The organism is Streptomyces sp. NPDC059994 (genome assembly GCF_042737755.1).
Lineage (GTDB): Bacteria > Actinomycetota > Actinomycetes > Streptomycetales > Streptomycetaceae > Streptomyces.
In genome coordinates this window covers 1-18,947 of the sequence record NZ_JBHWUR010000134.1, presented here as the reverse complement: position 1 = coordinate 18,947, position 18,947 = coordinate 1, and the positions used below count along the sequence as shown (strand labels likewise).

Annotated in this window: 13 protein-coding genes; 6 read left to right on the top strand and 7 right to left on the bottom strand. The window is 69.9% G+C overall.

The window, feature by feature from the left end; translation table 11 throughout:
• Positions 1-335 precede the first annotated feature (335 nt).
• The 5 genes from ACFWA7_RS35995 to ACFWA7_RS35975 all read right to left on the bottom strand — a co-directional run bounded on the left by ACFWA7_RS35995 (position 336) and on the right by ACFWA7_RS35975 (position 6,281).
• A complete protein-coding gene (locus ACFWA7_RS35995) occupies positions 336-1,007 on the bottom strand; it encodes a FadR/GntR family transcriptional regulator (protein WP_385546004.1) in 672 nt (223 codons plus the stop codon).
• Positions 1,008-1,156: 149 nt separating this feature from the next.
• A complete protein-coding gene (locus ACFWA7_RS35990; protein ID WP_385546001.1) occupies positions 1,157-2,767 on the bottom strand; it encodes an FAD-dependent oxidoreductase in 1,611 nt (536 codons plus the stop codon).
• A gap of 5 nt (positions 2,768-2,772) precedes the next feature.
• The gene (gene glpK / locus ACFWA7_RS35985) at positions 2,773-4,314 is read right to left on the bottom strand and encodes a glycerol kinase GlpK (protein WP_385545997.1); all 1,542 of its coding nucleotides are present in this window, start codon (positions 4,312-4,314) and stop codon (positions 2,773-2,775) included.
• 42 nt (positions 4,315-4,356) lie between these two features.
• Entirely contained in the window at positions 4,357-5,148 is a 792-nt protein-coding gene (locus ACFWA7_RS35980; protein ID WP_385545994.1) for an MIP/aquaporin family protein, read from the bottom strand.
• Between the two features lie 368 nt (positions 5,149-5,516).
• The gene (locus ACFWA7_RS35975) at positions 5,517-6,281 is read right to left on the bottom strand and encodes an IclR family transcriptional regulator (protein ID WP_385545991.1); all 765 of its coding nucleotides are present in this window, start codon (positions 6,279-6,281) and stop codon (positions 5,517-5,519) included.
• Positions 6,282-6,561: 280 nt separating this feature from the next.
• Between ACFWA7_RS35975 and metH the strand changes: the two genes are divergently transcribed.
• The 4 genes from metH to ACFWA7_RS35955 all read left to right on the top strand — a co-directional run bounded on the left by metH (position 6,562) and on the right by ACFWA7_RS35955 (position 14,842).
• Positions 6,562-10,074, top strand: coding sequence for a methionine synthase (metH, locus tag ACFWA7_RS35970; protein ID WP_385545988.1), 3,513 nt, complete (start codon positions 6,562-6,564; stop codon positions 10,072-10,074).
• Between the two features lie 254 nt (positions 10,075-10,328).
• On the top strand, positions 10,329-11,030 hold the full coding sequence (locus ACFWA7_RS35965; protein WP_385827289.1) for an HAD family hydrolase: 702 nt from the start codon (positions 10,329-10,331) through the stop codon (positions 11,028-11,030).
• A 515-nt stretch (positions 11,031-11,545) separates the two neighbouring features.
• Entirely contained in the window at positions 11,546-13,147 is a 1,602-nt protein-coding gene (locus ACFWA7_RS35960; RefSeq protein WP_385827287.1) for an ABC transporter substrate-binding protein, read from the top strand.
• A 108-nt stretch (positions 13,148-13,255) separates the two neighbouring features.
• Positions 13,256-14,842, top strand: coding sequence for an ABC transporter substrate-binding protein (locus tag ACFWA7_RS35955; RefSeq protein ID WP_385827291.1), 1,587 nt, complete (start codon positions 13,256-13,258; stop codon positions 14,840-14,842).
• 60 nt (positions 14,843-14,902) lie between these two features.
• On the opposite strand, the gene ACFWA7_RS35950 is transcribed toward ACFWA7_RS35955, so the two are convergent.
• Both ACFWA7_RS35950 and ACFWA7_RS35945 read right to left on the bottom strand, forming a co-directional pair.
• Positions 14,903-15,574, bottom strand: a complete 672-nt coding sequence (locus tag ACFWA7_RS35950) for a response regulator transcription factor (RefSeq protein WP_053723497.1) — start codon at positions 15,572-15,574, stop codon at positions 14,903-14,905.
• Positions 15,575-15,708: 134 nt separating this feature from the next.
• Positions 15,709-16,566, bottom strand: coding sequence for a RecB family exonuclease (locus ACFWA7_RS35945; protein WP_385545978.1), 858 nt, complete (start codon positions 16,564-16,566; stop codon positions 15,709-15,711).
• A 103-nt stretch (positions 16,567-16,669) separates the two neighbouring features.
• On the opposite strand from ACFWA7_RS35945, the gene ACFWA7_RS35940 reads away from it, so the two are divergent.
• Positions 16,670-17,920 (top strand): site-2 protease family protein, encoded by a 1,251-nt coding sequence (locus ACFWA7_RS35940; RefSeq protein ID WP_385827284.1) that lies wholly within the window; start codon positions 16,670-16,672, stop codon positions 17,918-17,920.
• A gap of 71 nt (positions 17,921-17,991) precedes the next feature.
• On the top strand, positions 17,992-18,879 hold the full coding sequence (locus tag ACFWA7_RS35935) for a tRNA (adenine-N1)-methyltransferase (RefSeq protein WP_328313834.1): 888 nt from the start codon (positions 17,992-17,994) through the stop codon (positions 18,877-18,879).
• The last annotated feature ends 68 nt before the right edge of the window (positions 18,880-18,947 follow it).

Here is an 18,947-nt window from a genome sequence, read left to right as displayed (position 1 = left end):
GATCACACCGGACCGCGGCCAACTCCCTACCCAGCACACCCGATCAACGACACGGCCGATCAAGAAGACACGCCACCGGCCCACCAACCTGACCAAGCACTACTAGGGGGCGTTGTGTTCTGCCCGCGGGCCGGTGGGGGCTGAGCGCGCGGTTCCCCGCGCCCCTGAATGCGCCCCCCCCGGGGCGCCCAGGGGATGCCGCGCAGCGGCACTCAAGGGGCGCGGCTGTGACATGTGCGGCTCCGCCGCGATGGGGGTCCCCCCTGTTCGAGCGAAGCCGAGAACTTGGGGGAGCGACCAGCCCCCACCGGCCCGCGGACAAACCCCGGGCACCGCTACAGCGTCGACCGCAGCCACTGCTCCACGCTGGCGATGTGGACCGTCGCCCAGGACCGCGCCGCCTCCGCGTCCCGGTCGCGCAGGGCCGCGAGGATGGCGCGGTGTTCGTGGAGGGTGCGGGCCACCGCGTCCTCCTGGGTCAGGCCGCGCCACACCCGGGCCCGGGTGGTGGGGCCCGAGAGGCTGTCCAGGAGGGAGCAGAGCACCGAGTTCCCGGCGCTCTGCACGATCCCGCGGTGGAACTCCAGGTCGCAGGCGACCAGCTCCTCCACCGACGGGTCCGGGCCCAGCGCGTCCAACTGGGCCGCCAGCGCGTCCAGTTCCGCGTCCTCGATCCGGGCGGCCGCCATCGCCGTCGCCGCCGGCTCCAGGATCCGCCGCACCGCCAGGAACTCCAGGACCGTGTCGTCCCGGTGGAAGTCCACGACGAAGCTCATCGCCTCCAGGAGCAGCTGGGGGTCCAGGCTGGTGACGTACGTACCGTCGCCCTGGCGCACGTCGAGGATGCGGATCAGGGAGAGCGCGCGGACCGCCTCGCGCAGCGAGTTCCTGGACAGGCCGAGCTCGGCGGCGAGTTCGCTCTCCTTGGGCAGCCGGTCGCCCGGGCGCAGCGCACCGGAGACGATCATTTCCTTGATCTTCTCGATGGCCTCGTCGGTGACTGCCATGGGGCGACCTCCATACAGGGGCATACATCCGATGAATCGGCCCCCATTATGCGTCCCGGAGCCGCGTCGGCGCTCCCCGCATGCGAAAGGGGCGGCTCCCCCCGTGGGAACCGCCCCTTCCGGCGCTGACTGGCTGGACTAACTATACGTCAGTTCTTCTTGCCGAGCAGGTCGTCGACCTTGCCGCGGATCTCGTCCGTGGCAAGGCCCCGGATCGTGAGCGTGGTGCGGCGGCGCAGCACGTCGTCGGCCGTCTCGGCCCACTCGTGGTCGCGCGCGTAGACGACCTGAGCCCAGATCTCCGGCGCGTCCGGGTGGATCCGCTCGGCCAGCGCCGCGTCCTCGTTGGCCAGGCGCGCGATGTCGAAGGAGAGCGAGCCGTAGTGCGTGGCGAGGTGCCTGGCGGTGTCGGCCGCCATGCGCGGGCCGGGCGCCGGGCCGTCCACCATCAGGCGGTGGGCGACGGCGCGCGGGTTGGCTATGCCGGGCAGCGGCAGCTTGCCGGGGAGCTCGGAGATGGGCTCGAAATCGTCACCGAGCGGACGCCCGGGCAGCTGCTCCAGCTTCTTCATCACCGTACGGCCGATGTGGCGGAAGGTCGTCCACTTGCCGCCGGCCACCGACAGCATGCCGCCGCGGCCCTCGGTGACGACGGTCTCGCGCTTGGCCTTGGAGGTGTCGCCGGGACCGCCCGGAAGCACCCGCAGACCCGCGAAGGAGTACGTGATCAGATCGCGCGACAGCTGCTGGTCGCGGATGGAGAACGCGGCCTCGTCGAGGATCTGGGCGGTGTCCTTCTCGGTGACCGCGACGTCCGCCGGGTCGCCCTCGAACTCCTCGTCCGTGGTGCCGAGCAGGAGCATGTCCTCCCACGGCAGGGCGAAGGTGATGCGGTACTTGTCGATCGGGGTCGCCAGCGCCGCCTTCCAGGGGGAGGTGCGCTTGAGGACCAGGTGCGCGCCCTTGGACAGACGGATGGAGGGGGCCGAGTCCGGGTCCTCCATCTTGCGCAGGTGGTCGACCCACGGGCCGGTCGCGTTGAGCACCAGGCGGGCGTTGACGCCGAACTCGTCGCCGGAGAGGCGGTCGCGCAGATCGGCGCCGGTGACCCGGCCCTTGGTGAAGCGCAGCCCGGTGACCTCGGCGTGGTTGAGTACGGCCGCGCCCGCGTCCACGGCGGCGCGGACCGTCATCAGGGCCATGCGCGCGTCGTTCATCTGGTCGTCGCCGTACACGGCCACGGCCTTCAGGTTGTCCGTGCGCAGCTCCGGCACGTCCTGCGCGGCCTTGGAGGGCGACAGCAGGTGGCCGACGCCGTCACCGAAGGCGGAGAGCGCCGAGTAGGCGAAGACGCCCGCGCCGAGCTTGGCCGCGCCGTGCGGGCCGCCCTTGTAGACGGGCAGGTAGAAGGTGAGCGGGTTGGCGAGGTGCGGTGCCACCTGACGCGACACCGCACGCCGCTCGAAGTGGTTCTCGGCCACCAGCTTCACCGCACCGGTCTGCAGGTAGCGCAGACCGCCGTGGAGGAGCTTGGAGGAGGCCGAGGAGGTGGCGCCGGCGAAGTCGCCGGCGTCCACCAGGGCCACCCGCAGCCCGGACTGCGCGGCGTGCCAGGCGGTGGAGATGCCCAGGATGCCGCCGCCGATCACCAGGAGGTCGTACGTCGCCTTGGAAAGCTGCTCCCGAGTTTCGGCGCGGCTCGGGTGGGAGCCGGAGGCCGGGTGCGTCCCAAGGGCAGGGACGCTCTGCAGGGTGGTCATTTCGATTACTCCTCGTCCTCGATCCAGCCCATGGTCCGCTCGACGGCCTTGAGCCAGCTCTTGTACTCGCTGTCACGCTTGTCGGCGTCCATGCGAGGGGTCCATTCCGCCGCCCGGCGCCAGTTGGCGCGCAGCGCGTCGGTGTCCGGCCAGAAGCCGACGGCCAGACCGGCGGCGTAGGCGGCGCCGAGGCAGGTGGTCTCGGCGACCATCGGACGCACCACAGGCGCGTCCAGGAAGTCCGAGAGGGTCTGCATCAGCAGGTTGTTGGAGGTCATGCCGCCGTCGACCTTGAGCGCGGTCAGCTCGACGCCGGAGTCCTTCGTCATGGCGTCGGTGATCTCGCGGGTCTGCCAGGCGGTCGCCTCAAGCACGGCGCGCGCGATGTGCGCCTTGGTGACGTACCGGGTGAGACCGGCGATCACACCGCGGGCGTCGGAGCGCCAGTACGGGGCGAACAGACCGGAGAAGGCCGGCACGAAGTACGCGCCGCCGTTGTCCTCGACCGAGGACGCCAGGGTCTCGATCTCGGCGGCGGTCTTGATCATGCCCATCTGGTCGCGCATCCACTGGACGAGCGAGCCGGTGACGGCGATCGAGCCTTCGAGGGCGTAGACCGGCTTCTGGTCGCCGATCTGGTAGCCGACGGTGGTCAGCAGGCCGTTGTAGGAGTTGACGGGCTTGTCACCGGTGTTCATCAGCATGAAGGTGCCGGTGCCGTACGTGGACTTGGCCTCGCCCTCCGAGAAGCAGGTCTGGCCGAACAGGGCCGCCTGCTGGTCGCCGAGCGCGGAGGCGACCGGGATGCCGTCCAGGACGCCGCCCTTGGCGTGTCCGTACACCTCGGCGGAGGAGCGGATCTCGGGCAGCACCGCCGCCGGGATGTCCATGGACTGGAGGATCTTCTCGTCCCAGGCCATCTCGTGCAGGTTCATGAGCAGCGTGCGCGAGGCGTTGGTGACGTCCGTGACGTGCACACCGCCGTCGACGCCACCGGTCAGGTTCCAGATGACCCAGGAGTCCATGGTGCCGAAGAGGATGTCGCCGCGCTCGGCGCGCTCGCGCAGGCCCTCGACGTTGTCGAGCAGCCAGCGGACCTTGGGGCCGGCGAAGTACGACGCGAGCGGCAGGCCCGTCTCGCGGCGGAAGCGGTCCTGGCCGACGTTGCGGCCGAGCTCCCGGCAGAGCGCGTCGGTGCGGGTGTCCTGCCAGACGAGCGCGTTGTGCACGGGCTCGCCGGTGTTCTTGTCCCACAGAAGCGTGGTCTCGCGCTGGTTGGTGATGCCGATCGCCTTGACGTCGGCGGCGGTGATGCCCGCCTTGTCGACGGCGCCCGCCACGACTTCCTGGACGTTGGTCCAGATCTCGGCGGCGTCGTGCTCGACCCAGCCCGGCTTCGGGAAGATCTGCTCGTGCTCCTTCTGGTCGACCGAGACGATCCGGCCGTCCTTGTCGAAGACGATGCAGCGGGACGAGGTGGTGCCCTGGTCGATGGCCGCGATGAACGGGCCGTGACCGTGCGAGGCGGTGGTGTGGGTGTCGCTCACGGGGTTCTCCTGGAGGTCTGAAGGTCTCTACGGCTCAACGGCTCAGGCGAAGGCGAGGTTGTACAGGCCACCCGCGAGGGCGGCACCGGCCAGCGGGCCGACAACCGGAACCCAGGCGTAGGCCCAGTCCGAACCGCCCTTGTTGGGCAGCGGCAGCAGCGAGTGCACGATGCGCGGACCCAGATCGCGGAACGGGTTGATGGCGTAGCCCGTGGGGCCGCCGAGCGAGAGGCCGAGGCCGACGACGACCAGGGAGGTGATCAGCACACCGATGACGCCGAGGCCCTTGCCGTCGCCGTTGAGGCCCTGCGTGAGGATCGCGAGGACCAGCACGGCCGTACCGATGATCTCGGTGGTGAGGTTCTGTATCGCGTTGCGGATCTCGGGGCCGGTGGAGAAGACCCCGAGCACCGGGCCCGCGTTGGCGGCGCCGTTGTGCGGTCCCTCGATCGGCTTGTCGGCAGGGTCACCGACGATCTCCGGATCGGTCAGATGCGCCTGGAACTGGCCGTAGTAGGCCAGCCAGACCAGCGTGGCGCCGATCATGGCGCCGAGCAGCTGTCCCGCCAGGTAGACGGGCACGTCGCTCCACTCGGTGCCGCCCTCGATGGCGAGGCCGAGCGTCACCGCCGGATTGAGGTGCGCACCCGAGAGCGGGGCGGAGATGTAAGCGCCGGTGAGCACCGCGAAGCCCCACCCGAAGGTGATGGCCAGCCAGCCCGCGTTGCGTGCCTTGGAGCTCTTCAGTGTGACGGCGGCGCACACGCCACCACCGAGCAGGATGAGAACGGCGGTACCGATGATCTCGCCGGTGAAGATGTCGGAGCTGGACACCCGCGACTCCTTTGTCCTTCGTCCAGGGGAAGGCGAACCCCGGGTCCCTCCGGAAGTCCGCGCCCTCACGTCGAGGGCTTGACGGCCCTTGGCGTTGTCACACTCTAACTCGTATTGCCGTTAGGTGTTCGACAATGCCGACCGATGAACGGCAGTGTTGCTCTGGGGTTAAGTCGACGTCAAGGGTTCTGTGGCCGGTATCCCGATCGTTACCAGCAGGTACCTTTCGGCCACATTGATCGATAACTTCCAGCCAGGATCGGAAACGATCAGAACGGGCCGGGAAGTGGCTGGTCAGGCCCGCGCAAAGGGCGGGCGGCCGGGCCACGAGGGGCCGAGGAGCGGGCCACGACGGGCCCGCGGCCGGGTCAGAAGCGGCCGGCGCCCAGATCGCGCGAGACCGAGCGGGCGCAGTCGCGCACCGCGGCCACCAGCTCGGAGCGGACCTCGCCGTCCTTGCAGACGCGCTCCACGGCCCCGGCCACCCCCACGGCGCCCACCGGCATCCGGCGCCGGTCGAAGATGGGCGCGGCCACCGAGGCCACCCCGTCCCAGGTCTCCTCCATGTCGCTCGCCCAGCCGCGCGCCCGGGCCAGTTCGAGCAGCTCCTCGAAGCCGGCGCCGGTGGTCACCGTGCGGGGAGTGAACGCGGTCCGCTCGCCGTCCACCGCCTCGGTGTGCGCCACCGGGTCGAACGCCGACAGGACCTTGCCGAGCGCGGTGGAGTGCAGCGGCTGCATCGCCCCGACCTCCAGGACCTGACGGCTGTCGTCGGGCCGGAAGACGTGGTGCATGATCAGCACGCCCTGCTGGTGCAGGACGCCCACGTACACGCTCTCGCCGCTGGAGCGCGCCAGGTCGTCCGTCCACACCAGGGCGCGCGCCCGCAGCTCGTGGACGTCCAGATAGCTGTTGCCCAGGCGCAGCAGCTCCGCGCCGAGCTGGTAGCGGCCGGAGGCCGGGTCCTGCTCGACGAACCCCTCCGCCTGGAGCGTGCGCAGGATGCCGTGCGCGGTGCCCTTCGCCAGGCCGAGCGCGGAGGCCACCTCGGACAGGCCGAGCCGCCGCTCGCCGCCCGCGAGCAGCCGCAGCATGGCGGCCGCCCGTTCGAGCGACTGGATGTTCCGCGCCATCGCGCTTCCTCCCACTTCGGAACGTTGAGTTCGACAATGCTGAACAGTATCGGCCGTTGTCGACCTCATGTCACCGTGATGGACGGTCCCCGCCGCCATCCGGCCGGTTCGGACGGCAGACGTACCGGGGCCATCCGGCCGTCACCCGGGCGGCCCCCCGCGCAGTCCGCCCCGTGGGACACCTGTGCTCACCCGCCCCCCGCCCGGTTACCCTGACCGGGTGCGGCCTCCCCTCGGACGCCGCAAAGCCGACAGCCGTCGCACTCCAGGGAGCAGATCCATGGCCTCGTTGCCTACCCCTTCCGCTGACAGCCGGACCCGCGCCGACGCGCTCCGCGAAGCGCTCGCCACCCGCGTGGTGGTGGCCGACGGAGCCATGGGAACCATGCTCCAGGCGCAGGACCCCACCCTGGAGGACTTCCAGGACCTTGAGGGCTGCAACGAGATCCTCAACGTCACCCGGCCCGACATCGTGCGCTCGGTGCACCAGGAGTACTTCGCCGTCGGCGTCGACTGCGTCGAGACCAACACCTTCGGCGCGAACTTCTCCGCCCTCGGTGAGTACGACATCCCCGAGCGCGTGTACGAGCTGTCCGAGGCGGGCGCCCGGATCGCCCGCGAGGTGGCCGACGAGTTCACCGCCTCGACCGGACAGCAGCGCTGGGTGCTCGGCTCCATGGGCCCCGGCACCAAGCTGCCCACCCTCGGCCACGCCCCGTACACCCTGCTGCGCGACGCCTACCAGCAGAACGCCGAGGGCATGCTGGCCGGCGGCGCCGACGCGCTCCTGGTGGAGACCACCCAGGACCTGCTCCAGACCAAGGCCGCCATCCTCGGCGCCCAGCGCGCCCTGGACGTGGCCGGCTACCGGGTCCCGATCATCTGCTCGGTCACCGTCGAGACCACCGGCACCATGCTGCTGGGCTCCGAGATCGGCGCCGCGCTCACCGCCCTGGAGCCGCTGGGCATCGACATGATCGGCCTCAACTGCGCCACCGGCCCCGCCGAGATGAGCGAGCACCTGCGCTACCTCGCCCGCAACTCCCGGGTCCCGCTGTCCTGCATGCCCAACGCCGGACTGCCCGTCCTCGGCAAGGACGGCGCGCACTACCCGCTCTCCGCGCCGGAACTCGCCGACGCCCAGGAGACGTTCGTCCGCGAGTACGGCCTGTCCCTGGTCGGCGGCTGCTGCGGCACCACGCCCGAGCACCTGCGCCAGGTCGTCGAGCGGGTCCGCGGCGTCGCCCCCACCGAGCGCCACCCGCGCCCCGAGCCCGGCGCCGCCTCGCTCTACCAGAGCGTGCCGTTCCGCCAGGACACCTCGTACATGGCGATCGGCGAGCGCACCAACGCCAACGGCTCGAAGAAGTTCCGCGAGGCCATGCTGGAGGGCCGCTGGGACGACTGTGTGGAGATGGCCCGCGACCAGATCCGCGAGGGCGCCCACATGCTCGACCTCTGCGTCGACTACGTGGGCCGCGACGGCGTGGCCGACATGGAGGAGCTCGCCGGCCGCTTCGCCACCGCCTCCACCCTGCCGATCGTCCTCGACTCCACCGAGGTGAACGTCCTCCAGGCCGGTCTGGAGAAGCTCGGCGGGCGCGCGGTCATCAACTCCGTCAACTACGAGGACGGCGACGGGCCCGAGTCGCGGTTCGCCAAGGTCACCGAGCTGGCCGTGGAGCACGGCGCGGCCCTGATCGCGCTCACCATCGACGAGGAGGGCCAGGCCCGTACCGTCGAGCACAAGGTCGCCATCGCGGAGCGGCTCATCGACGACCTCACCGGCAACTGGGGCGTGCACGAGTGCGACATCCTCATCGACGCGCTGACCTTCACCATCTGCACCGGCCAGGAGGAGTCCCGCAAGGACGGCATCGCCACCATCGAGGCGATCCGCGAGCTCAAGCGCCGCCGCCCGGACGTCCAGACCACCCTCGGCCTGTCCAACATCTCCTTCGGCCTCAACCCGGCCGCCCGTGTCGTACTGAACTCCGTCTTCCTGGACGAGTGCGTCAAGGCGGGCCTCGACTCCGCGATCGTGCACGCGTCCAAGATCCTGCCGATCGCGCGTCTGGAGGAGGAGCAGGTCAAGGTCGCCCTCGACCTCATCTATGACCGCCGCGCCGAGGGTTACGACCCGCTCCAGCGGCTCATGGAGCTCTTCGAGGGCGTCAGCACCAAGTCGATGAAGGCGGGCAAGGCCGAGGAGCTCCTCGCGCTGCCGCTGGACGAGCGCCTCCAGCGCCGGATCATCGACGGCGAGAAGAACGGCCTGGCCGCCGACCTCGACGAGGCGCTGCTCAGCCGCCCCGCCCTCGACATCGTCAACGACACCCTCCTGGAGGGCATGAAGGTCGTCGGCGAGCTCTTCGGCTCCGGCCAGATGCAGCTGCCGTTCGTCCTCCAGTCCGCCGAGGTCATGAAGACGGCCGTGGCCCATCTGGAGCCGCACATGGAGAAGTCCGACGCGGAGGGCAAGGGCACCATCGTGCTTGCCACCGTGCGCGGCGACGTCCACGACATCGGCAAGAACCTCGTCGACATCATCCTCTCCAACAACGGCTACAACGTCGTCAACCTCGGCATCAAGCAGCCCGTCTCCGCGATCCTGGAGGCCGCCGAGGAGCACCGGGCCGATGTGATCGGCATGTCCGGCCTGCTGGTGAAGTCGACCGTGATCATGAAGGAGAACCTGGAGGAGCTCAACCAGCGCAAGATGGCCGCCGACTACCCGGTGATCCTCGGCGGCGCGGCCCTCACGCGCGCGTACGTAGAGCAGGACCTGCACGAGATCTACGAGGGCGAAGTCCGCTACGCCCGCGACGCGTTCGAGGGCCTGCGTCTGATGGACGCCCTGGTCGCGGTGAAGCGCGGCGTGCCCGGCGCGAGCCTGCCCGAGCTCAAGCAGCGCCGGGTGCCCAAGCGTGCGGCGGCCCTGCCCGAGGCGGAGGAGCCCGAGGGCTCGGTCCGCTCGGACGTGGCCGTCGACAACCGCATCCCCGAGCCGCCGTTCTGGGGCACCCGGGTGATCAAGGGGATCGGCCTCAAGGAGTACGCCTCCTGGCTCGACGAGGGCGCGCTCTTCAAGGGCCAGTGGGGCCTCAAGCAGAACCGGGCCGGCGACGGGCCGAGCTACGAGGAGCTGGCGGAGACCGAGGGCCGCCCGCGGCTGCGCGGCTGGCTGGAGCAGCTGCACACCAGGAACCTGCTGGAGGCGGCCGTCGTCCACGGCTACTTCCCGTGCGTCTCCAAGGGCGACGACCTGATCATCCTGAACGAGGACGGCTCGGAGCGGACCCGTTTCACCTTCCCGCGCCAGCGCCGCGGCCGCCGGCTGTGCCTGGCGGACTTCTTCCGCCCGGAGGAGTCCGGCGAGACCGACGTGGTCGGGCTCCAGGTGGTCACGGTCGGCTCGAAGATCGGCGAGGCCACGGCCGAGCTGTTCGAGGCCAACTCCTACCGCGACTACCTCGAACTGCACGGCCTGTCCGTGCAGTTGGCGGAGGCCCTGGCCGAGTACTGGCACGCGCGCGTGCGCAGTGAGCTCGGCTTCGCCGGGGAGGACCCGTCCGACGTGGAGGACATGTTCGCCCTCAAGTACCGCGGCGCGCGCTTCTCGCTCGGCTACGGGGCCTGCCCGGACCTGGAGGACCGCGCCAAGATCGCCGAGCTGCTGCAGCCCGAGCGGATCGGCGTCCACCTCTCCGAGGAGTTCCAGCTCCACCCCGAGCAGTCCACGGACGCCATCGTCATCCACCACCCCGAGGCGAAGTACTTCAACGCGAGGTGAGTGTGGGGGCGGGGAGCGCTGCCGTGCAGCCGCGGGCCGGTGGGGGCTGGTCGCTCCCCCGAGTCCTCGGCTTCGCTCGACCAGGGGGGACCCCAACCCGGCGGAGCCGCACCATGTCACCGGCCGCGCCCCTTTCGGGGCGTGACCACTACCACGAGCGTTTTCCGCTGCCGAGACGTAGACTTGTCGGTCCAGTGCAGGCCGGTTCCCACCCTGGGAACCGGCCTTCTCGTCCCTCCAGGAGGTGTGCCCGGATGACCACCACGGTTCCCGCGCCCGTTACCGGTACGGCCGGAAGATCGGCCCTCGAAGCCGTCTTCCTGGACATGGACGGCACACTGGTCGACACCGAGGGGTTCTGGTGGGACGCCGAGGTGGAGGTCTTCGCCGCGCTCGGCCACCCGCTCCAGGAGAGCTGGCGCGACGTCGTGGTGGGCGGGCCCATGACCCGCAGCGCCGGGTTCCTCATCGAGGCGACGGGCGCCGACATCACCGTCCCCGAGCTCACCGTGCTGCTCAACGACCGCTTCGAGGCGCGCATCAGCCGCGGGGTCCCGCTGATGCCGGGAGCCGCCCGGCTGCTCGGCGAGCTCGCCGAGCACTCCATGCCGACCGCCCTGGTCTCGGCCTCGCACCGGCGGATCATCGACCGGATCCTGCACTCGCTGGGCACGCGCAACTTCGCGCTCACCGTCGCCGGGGACGAGGTCGGCCGCACCAAGCCGCACCCCGATCCTTATCTGTTCGCCGCCGCCGGGCTCGGCGCGGACCCCACCAGATGCGCGGTCGTCGAGGACACCGCGACCGGTGTGGCGGCCGCCGAGGCGGCCGGCTGCCGGGTGGTGGCGGTGCCGTCCGTCGCGCCCATCGAGCCCGCCTCGGGCCGGGTCGTCGTCGATTCCCTCGAACAGGTCGACCTGGCTTTTCTGCGGACCCTGATCACACGGATGAACTGATCCGTTCACACAGCGTGCCCCCTGAATGCGGCGCAAACTCATCGCATCCGGCCGTGCATTTTCCGTGACCCCTCAAGGGTGTCGCGGCAACATCACAACGGTTGAATTCACGACGGGTCAATGCATGTCAAGGGGGTGACGTTCGTCACCTGATCTGCCGTCAGTAAACGATGCCAAGGGCGTCTCCCGGTGCTCGGGAGGTGCCCTTGTGTCCTGTTTAGGGATCTCCTGTACGAAAGATTCCGCCGCCTCGATATCGGCGGGCCGCTATTTCCGGCCACTGCGTGGCGTGTGAATGGAGCAGGCCCAGTACGGGCTTTCCCGGCCCGCCCACTAATCTCGTCGCGAGAACTTCGCCGCACCCTCAACTGCCCCGGCACCCACCAAGCCGCCGGGCGCGCAGGTCCGATCGTACGTACCGGCCCGATCGCCTCCCGCCCCGACCGGGCGGCCGCGGCGGAGTGATTCGTACACCGCTGTACCCCAGTGCCGGACACATAGGGAGAACGTCCAGGATGAACCGCAAGACTTTGGTGCTGCCGGCCGTAGTGGGCCTGCTCGCCCCCGTACTCGCCGCATGTGGCGGGGCAGGAAGTGGGGGCGACGGCGGCAAGGCCATCGTCGTGGGCACCACGGACCAGTTCGTGGTCACCAAGGACGCACCCGCTCCCTTCGACCCGGCCTACGCGTACGACACCGGTGCCTGGAACGTGCTGCGCCAGACCGTGCAGATGCTGGTCCACGTCCCGCGCGGCGGCGGCGAGCCCGTCCCGGACGCGGCCTCCAGCTGCTCGTTCACCGACAAGGAGAACGAGAGCTACCGCTGCAAGCTGCGCAGCGGTATCCAGTTCGCCGACGGCTCCAAGCTGACCTCCGCCGACGTCCACTACTCCATCCAGCGCGTCCTGAACATCAAGGACGGCAACGGCCCCGTCGCGCTGCTTGAGAACATCGACACGATGGAGACCAAGGGCGACGACGAGATCGTCTTCCATCTGAAGACCCCGGACGCCACCTTCCCGTACAAGCTCGCGACGCCCGCCGCCGCGATCGTGCAGAAGGACAAGTACCGGCCGAAGACGCTGCGCGGCGGCTTCGAGGTCGACGGCTCCGGCCCGTACACCCTCAAGGCCGAGGTCGACGGCGACAAGGTCGTCAAGGCCGTCTTCAGCAAGAACCCCAATTACAAGGGGGACTTGAAGGTCAACAACGACAAGGTCGAGCTGCGCTCGTTCCCCGACGCCGACTCCATGGGCGCCGAGCTCGAATCCGGCAAGATCGACATGATGACGCGTTCCATGTCGCCGGAGCAGATCCAGAAGTACTCGCTCACCCCGCCGAAGAACGTCAACCTGGTCGAGATGCCCGGCCTGGAGATCCGTTACCTGGGCTTCAACACCAACGACCCGTCGGTGAAGAACAAGGCCGTCCGCCAGGCGATGGCCGCCGTCGTCGACCGCGGCGCGCTGGCCTCCAAGGTGTACGGGGCGACCGCCGAGCCGCTCTACTCGCTCATCCCGACCTCGATCGCCGGGCACACCAACTCGTTCTTCAACAAGTACGGCGAGCCGAGCAAGCAGAAGGCCTCCGGCATCCTGAAGGCCGCCAATGTGTCCACCCCGGTGAAGCTCACGCTGAACTACACGAGCGACCACTACGGTCCGGGCACCGCCAAGGAGTTCTCGATCCTGCGGGACCAGCTGAACTCCACCGGCCTGTTCGCCACCACGCTCAAGGCGACCGACTGGCCCAGGTACCGCCCGGCCCAGAAGGCCGGCGAGTACGCCGTCTACGGCCTCGGCTGGTTCCCCGACTTCCCGGACCCGGACAACTACGTCGCGCCCTTCCTCGGCCGGGACAACTTCCTCAACTCGCCGTACTCCAACGTCGAGGTGCGCAACACCCTGATCCCGGAGTCCCGCGTCGCGGCCGACCGCAACCAGGCCTCCAAGCCGTTCGAGAGGATCCAGGACATCGTCGCCAACGACGTCCCCGTACTGCCGCTGTGGCAGGGCAAGCAGTACGTCGCCGCCCGCAGCCAGATCACGGGCACCGAGTGGGCGCTCAACTCCTCCGCCGACCTCCAGCTGTGGGAGCTGGGCCGCGGCGTGAAGTAACGCAGGACCCGGCCGCGATATTCACGTGCCGGCAAGCAATTTCAGTGAGGCTGCGGCTCCCGGGGCCACCCCGGAGCCGGCCGAACAACGACTGTGAGGCACTTGCACGTGAAGATACGGAACCGATGGCTGACGGCCCCGCTCGCCGCGGGGCTGGCAGCCGGTCTCCTCAGCGGCTGCGGCTCGGAGGACGGGGCCTCCTCCGGGAGCGGCGAGTCGGTGGTCATGGGAATGTCGGACGACATCCTGGCCACCGACCCGGCCTCCGGTTACGACCCGGGCTCCTGGCTGCTGTTCAACAACGTCTTCCAGTCGCTGCTCAGCTTCTCCAAGGGGAGCACCACCCCGCAGCCCGAGGCGGCCGAGCGCTGCTCGTTCGACAAGGGCGGCTCCCAGGTCTTCCGCTGCACCCTGCGCTCCGGCCTGAAGTTCACCAACGGCAACGCGCTGACGTCCGAGGACGTCAAGTTCTCGTTCGAGCGGGTGCTGCGCATCAACGACGCCAACGGGCCCGCGCCGCTGCTCTCCACCCTGGGCAAGATCGACACCCCGGACGAGCAGACCGTCGTCTTCCACCTCAAGGTGCCGGACGCCACCTTCCCCAGCAAGATCGCCTCCGGTGCCGGCTCGATCGTCGACCACGAGACGTACCCGGCGGACAAGCTGCGCACCGACGGCAAGGCGGTCGGCTCGGGCGTCTACAAGCTGGACGCGTTCGGCGAGAAGCAGGCGAGCTTCTCGGTCAACTCCAGCTACAAGGGCAGCGCCAAGGTCAAGAACTCCGGCATGACCATGAAGCTCTTCCACGGCCGGCAGAAGGACCTGGCGGACGCGCTGAAGAACGGCGACGTCGACCTCGCCTACCGCGGTCTCACCGCCAAGGACATCGCCGACCTCCAGGCCACCAGCGTGGTGGACAAGAAGGGCGTCAAGGTCGTCGAGGGCACCGGCGCCGAGGTCCAGCACCTGGTCTTCAACATGAACGACGCGGTCGCCGGCAAGCCCGCCGTCCGCAAGGCCATCGCCTACCTCGTCGACCGCGAGGCGCTGGTGCGCGACGTCTACAAGTCGACCGCGGCGCCGCTCTATTCGATCGTCCCGTCGGGCATCACCGCGCACAGCACCTCGATGTTCGACATGTACGGCGGCAGCCCGCAGCCCGCGAAGGCCAAGCAGGTCCTGCACAAGGCCGGCATCACCGGCAAGGTGAAGCTCACCCTGTGGTCCACGCCCATCCGCTACGGACCGGGCACCGACGACGAGATGCGGGCCATCGCCAAGCAGCTCAACGCGAGCGGGCTGTTCGACGCCGAGGTGAAGTCCGTCGAGTTCAAGCAGTACGAGAAGGACATCGCGGCCGGCAAGTACGGCGTGTACGTGAAGGGCTGGATCCCGGACTACCCGGACCCGGACAACTTCACCTCGCCGTTCTTCGGCAAGGACAACGTGCTGTCCAACCACTATGTCAACAAGGCGATCACCGACGAGATCATCCCGTCGACAGCCGCCACGGAGGACCGCTCGGCCACCGAGGCCGACTTCGCCCGCCTCCAGGACCTCGTCGCCAACGACCTGCCGATCCTGCCGCTGTGGCAGGGCAAGCAGTACGCCGTGGCCCGCGAGGGCGTGGTGGGTCTTGAGTGGACCCTGGACCCGTCGACCGTGTTCCGGTTCTGGGAGATCAGCAAGAACTAGCGGGGGCGCGGCCCCGAGGGGGGTGGGGGGGGGGGGGGGCCCCCCCCCCCCCCCACCCCTTCACTGCGCTCCGGGCCGGACCAGTCCGCTCTCGTACGCGTACACCGCCGCCTGGACGCGGTCGCGCAGCCCCAGCTTCGTCAGCACATGGCCGACGTGCGTCTTCACCGTCGTCTCGCTGACGAACAGATCCGCGGCGATCTCCGCGTTGGAGAGCCCGCGTGCCACCAGCTTCAGGACCTCGACCTCGCGGTCGGTCAGCGTGTGCAGCGTGTCCGGGACCGGCTCCTCGCCCGAGGGCAGATGGTCCGCGTACTTGTCGAGCAGGCGGCGTGTGATCGACGGGGCGAGCATCGCCTCGCCGGCCGCGACCACCCGGATCGCCTGCACCAGCTCATTGGCGGGCGCGTCCTTCAGCAGGAAGCCGCTGGCCCCCGCCTTGAGCGCCTCCACCACGTACTCGTCGAGGTCGAACGTGGTCAGCACCAGCACCTTCGCCGGGCCGTCCTTGCCCGGGCCGCTGATCTGCCGGGTCGCCTCCACACCGTCCATCCGGGGCATCCGGATGTCCATCAGCACCACATCGGGCTGGAGCGCCCGCACCTGGTCGAGGGCCTGGAGACCGTCACCGGCCTCGCCCACCACCGCGATGTCCTGCTCGGCCTCCAGGATCATCCGGAAACCGGTGCGCAGCAGCGGCTGGTCGTCGACCAGTAGGACGCGGATAGCCACGGGAACTCCTCATCAGGATTGCTGGACCGGGTCCATTCTGCCCTGCTCATCCTGCGCCACCCCGGCTGGGAGCACCGGTAGCGGCTGTGCTCACCCGGGGGCGGCCCCCGGACCCACGGCCGGGCCGCCGCACTTCAGCCTGCAGAATCCCCGGCCGGGATCAAAGGAAGCGGATATGCCGGGGGAGTCCCCCCGAATTCGGGACAGACCGCCTGGTGGTCGCACCAGCCGCACAGCTTGCTCGGCCTCGGCCGCCAGTCGCCCGTCTCGGTGGCCAGCCGGATCGCCTCCCACAGAGCGTGCAGCTTCCGCTCCACCTGGTGCAGATCCGCCTCCACCGGGTCGTACGTCAGCACGTCACCGCTGCCCAGGTACACCAGCTGGAGCCGGCGCGGCAGCACGTTCTTCAGCCGCCACACCACCAGCGCGTAGAACTTCATCTGGAACAGCGCGCCCTCCGCGTACTCCGGACGCGGGGCCTTGCCCGTCTTGTAGTCGACGATGCGGACCTCACCGGTCGGCGCCACGTCGACCCGGTCGATCACCCCGCGCAGCCGCAGCCCCGACTCCAGCTCCGTCTCGACGAAGAACTCCCGCTCCACCGGCTCCAGAAGCGTCGGATCCTCCAGCGAGAACCACCGCTCCACCAGCCGCTCGGCGTCCGCCAGCCACTTGGTCAGCCGCTCGCCCCCGGTGTCCTCGGCGAAGAGCTCCGTCAGCTCGGGCTTCGACTCAAGGAGCCGGTCCCACTGGCCGGGGATCATCGCCTTCGCGCGCGGAGCGGTCCGCTCCGCCGCCGGGTCGTCGAAGAGGCGCTCCAGCACCGCGTGCACCAGCGTGCCGCGCGTCGCCGCCTCGCTCGGCTTCTCGGGGAGCTTGTCGATCACCCGGAACCGGTACAGCAAGGGGCACTGCATGAAGTCGTTCGCCCGCGACGGCGACAACGACGCGGGGCGCTGGGCCGCCGCGGCCCCTCCGGTGCTCGTATCCATGACACAGACCCTACGACCCGCCACTGACAGCGAGCGGAATACCATCGACGACGAGCCCCCTCACACTGCATGATCGAGACAGAAGCACCGACGAAGGGACACCGTGGACGAGAGCGGCGACAGCAAGAGGCCGCAGTCAGGCGCGGGGGACGACGGTCCCGGCGCCGCGCCCGGCAACGGCAAGTCGCCCCGTGGACCGGAGCCGGGCGGCGGAATCCTCATGGGGCGCCCGTTCGGCGTGCCGGTCTACGTCGCACCCAGCTGGTTCCTGGTAGCCGCCCTCATCACCTGGGTCTTCGGCGGCCAGCTCGACCGCGTGCTGCCCGAGCTCGGCGCCGCCCGCTACCTCGTCTCGCTCTTCTTCGCGGTCGCCTTCTACGCCTCGGTGCTGGTCCACGAGCTGGCCCACACCGTCGCCGCGCTGCGCTTCAAGCTCCCCGTGCGCCGTATCCAGCTCCAGTTCTTCGGCGGTGTCTCCGAGATCGAGAAGGAGACGGAGACCCCGGGCCGCGAGTTCGTGCTCGCCTTCGTCGGCCCGCTGCTCTCCCTCGTCCTGTCCGGCCTTTTCTACATCGGGATGCAGGCCGTCGAGCCCGGCACCGTCCCCGGCGTCCTGCTCGCCGGGCTGATGATCTCCAACCTGATCGTGGCGGGCTTCAACCTGCTGCCCGGCCTGCCGCTGGACGGCGGCCGGATGCTCCGCGCCGTCGTGTGGAAGATCACCGGCAAGCCCATGAGCGGCACCGTCGCCGCCGCCTGGGTCGGCCGCGCCCTCGCCGTCACCGTCCTCATCGGCCTCCCGCTGCTCACCCAGACCGGCGCCCTCGGCAACGCGCCCGAAGAGGTCGACGGCATGGACACCGTCACCGACGCACTGCTCGCCGCGATCCTCGCCGCCATCATCTGGACCGGCGCGGGCAACAGCCTGCGGATGGCCCGGCTGCGCGAGCACCTGCCGGAGCTGCGCGCCCGCAACCTCACCCGCCGGGCCGTCCCCGTCGAGTCGGCCACCCCGCTCTCCGAGGCGCTGCGCCGGGCCAACGAGGCCGGGGCGCGCGCCCTGGTCGTCGTCGACGGCCAAGGCGACCCCACCGGCCTCGTCCGCGAGGCCGCCATCGTCGGCGTACCGGAGCACCGCCGCCCCTGGGTCGCGGTCAGCGGGCTCGCCCAGGACCTCACCGACGGCATGCGCGTCCCGGCCGAGCTGGCCGGCGAACCGCTCCTCGACAAGCTCCGCGCCACCCCCGCCACCGAGTACCTGGTCGTCGAGGAGACCGGAGAGATCTACGGAGTGCTCTCGGCGGCCGACGTCGAGAAGGCGTTCGTGGCGGCGATGGCCCGGCCCACCCCCTAAACGCACCGGCGGCCCCCGTATCCGCGCAGGCCGTGGCGCTTTGCGGTCAACAGGGCCGGTACCCTGTTCGTATGTCCGAACCGACCGGTGCCGCCCGCCGTCGCGGGCCCTTCAAGGTCGGGGACCAGGTCCAGCTCACCGACCCCAAGGGACGCCACTACACGTTCACGCTCGAAGCCGGGAAGAATTTCCACACCCACAAGGGTTCCTTCCCGCACGACGAGCTGATCGGTGCTCCCGAGGGCAGTGTTGTCCGTACCACGGGAAACGTCGCCTACCTCGCGCTGCGCCCCCTGCTCCCCGACTTCGTCCTGTCCATGCCCCGCGGCGCCGCCGTGGTCTACCCCAAGGACGCGGGGCAGATCCTGGCCTTCGCCGACATCTTCGCCGGCGCCCGCGTCGTCGAGGCCGGGGTCGGCTCGGGCTCGCTGAGCGCGTTCCTGCTGCGCGCCGTCGGCGACCACGGAATGCTGCACTCCTACGAGCGCCGCGAGGACTTCGCCGAGATCGCCACGCAGAACGTGGAGCGCTACTTCGGCGGACCGCACCCCGCCTGGCAGCTCACCGTCGGCGACCTCCAGGACAACCTGTCGGACACCGACGTCGACCGCGTCATCCTCGACATGCTCGCCCCCTGGGAGTGCCTGGACGCCGTGTCCAAGGCGCTGGTGCCCGGCGGCATCCTCTGCTGCTACGTGGCCACCACCACCCAGCTCTCGCGCACCGTCGAGTCCATCCGGGAGATCGGCTGCTTCGCCGAGCCGCAGCCCTGGGAATCGATGATCCGCAACTGGCACGTCGAGGGCCTGGCCGTCCGCCCCGACCACCGGATGATCGGCCACACCGGCTTCCTGGTGACCGCCCGCCGCCTCGCGGACGGTGTGGAGCCCCCGATGCGCCGCCGCCGTCCCGCCAAGGGCGCGTACGGAGACGACTACGAGGGCCCCAACAAGGACTGACGGGTCCGTCAGCTCACCGTCGGCGACCTCCAGGACAACCTGTCGGACACCGACGTCGACCGCGTCAT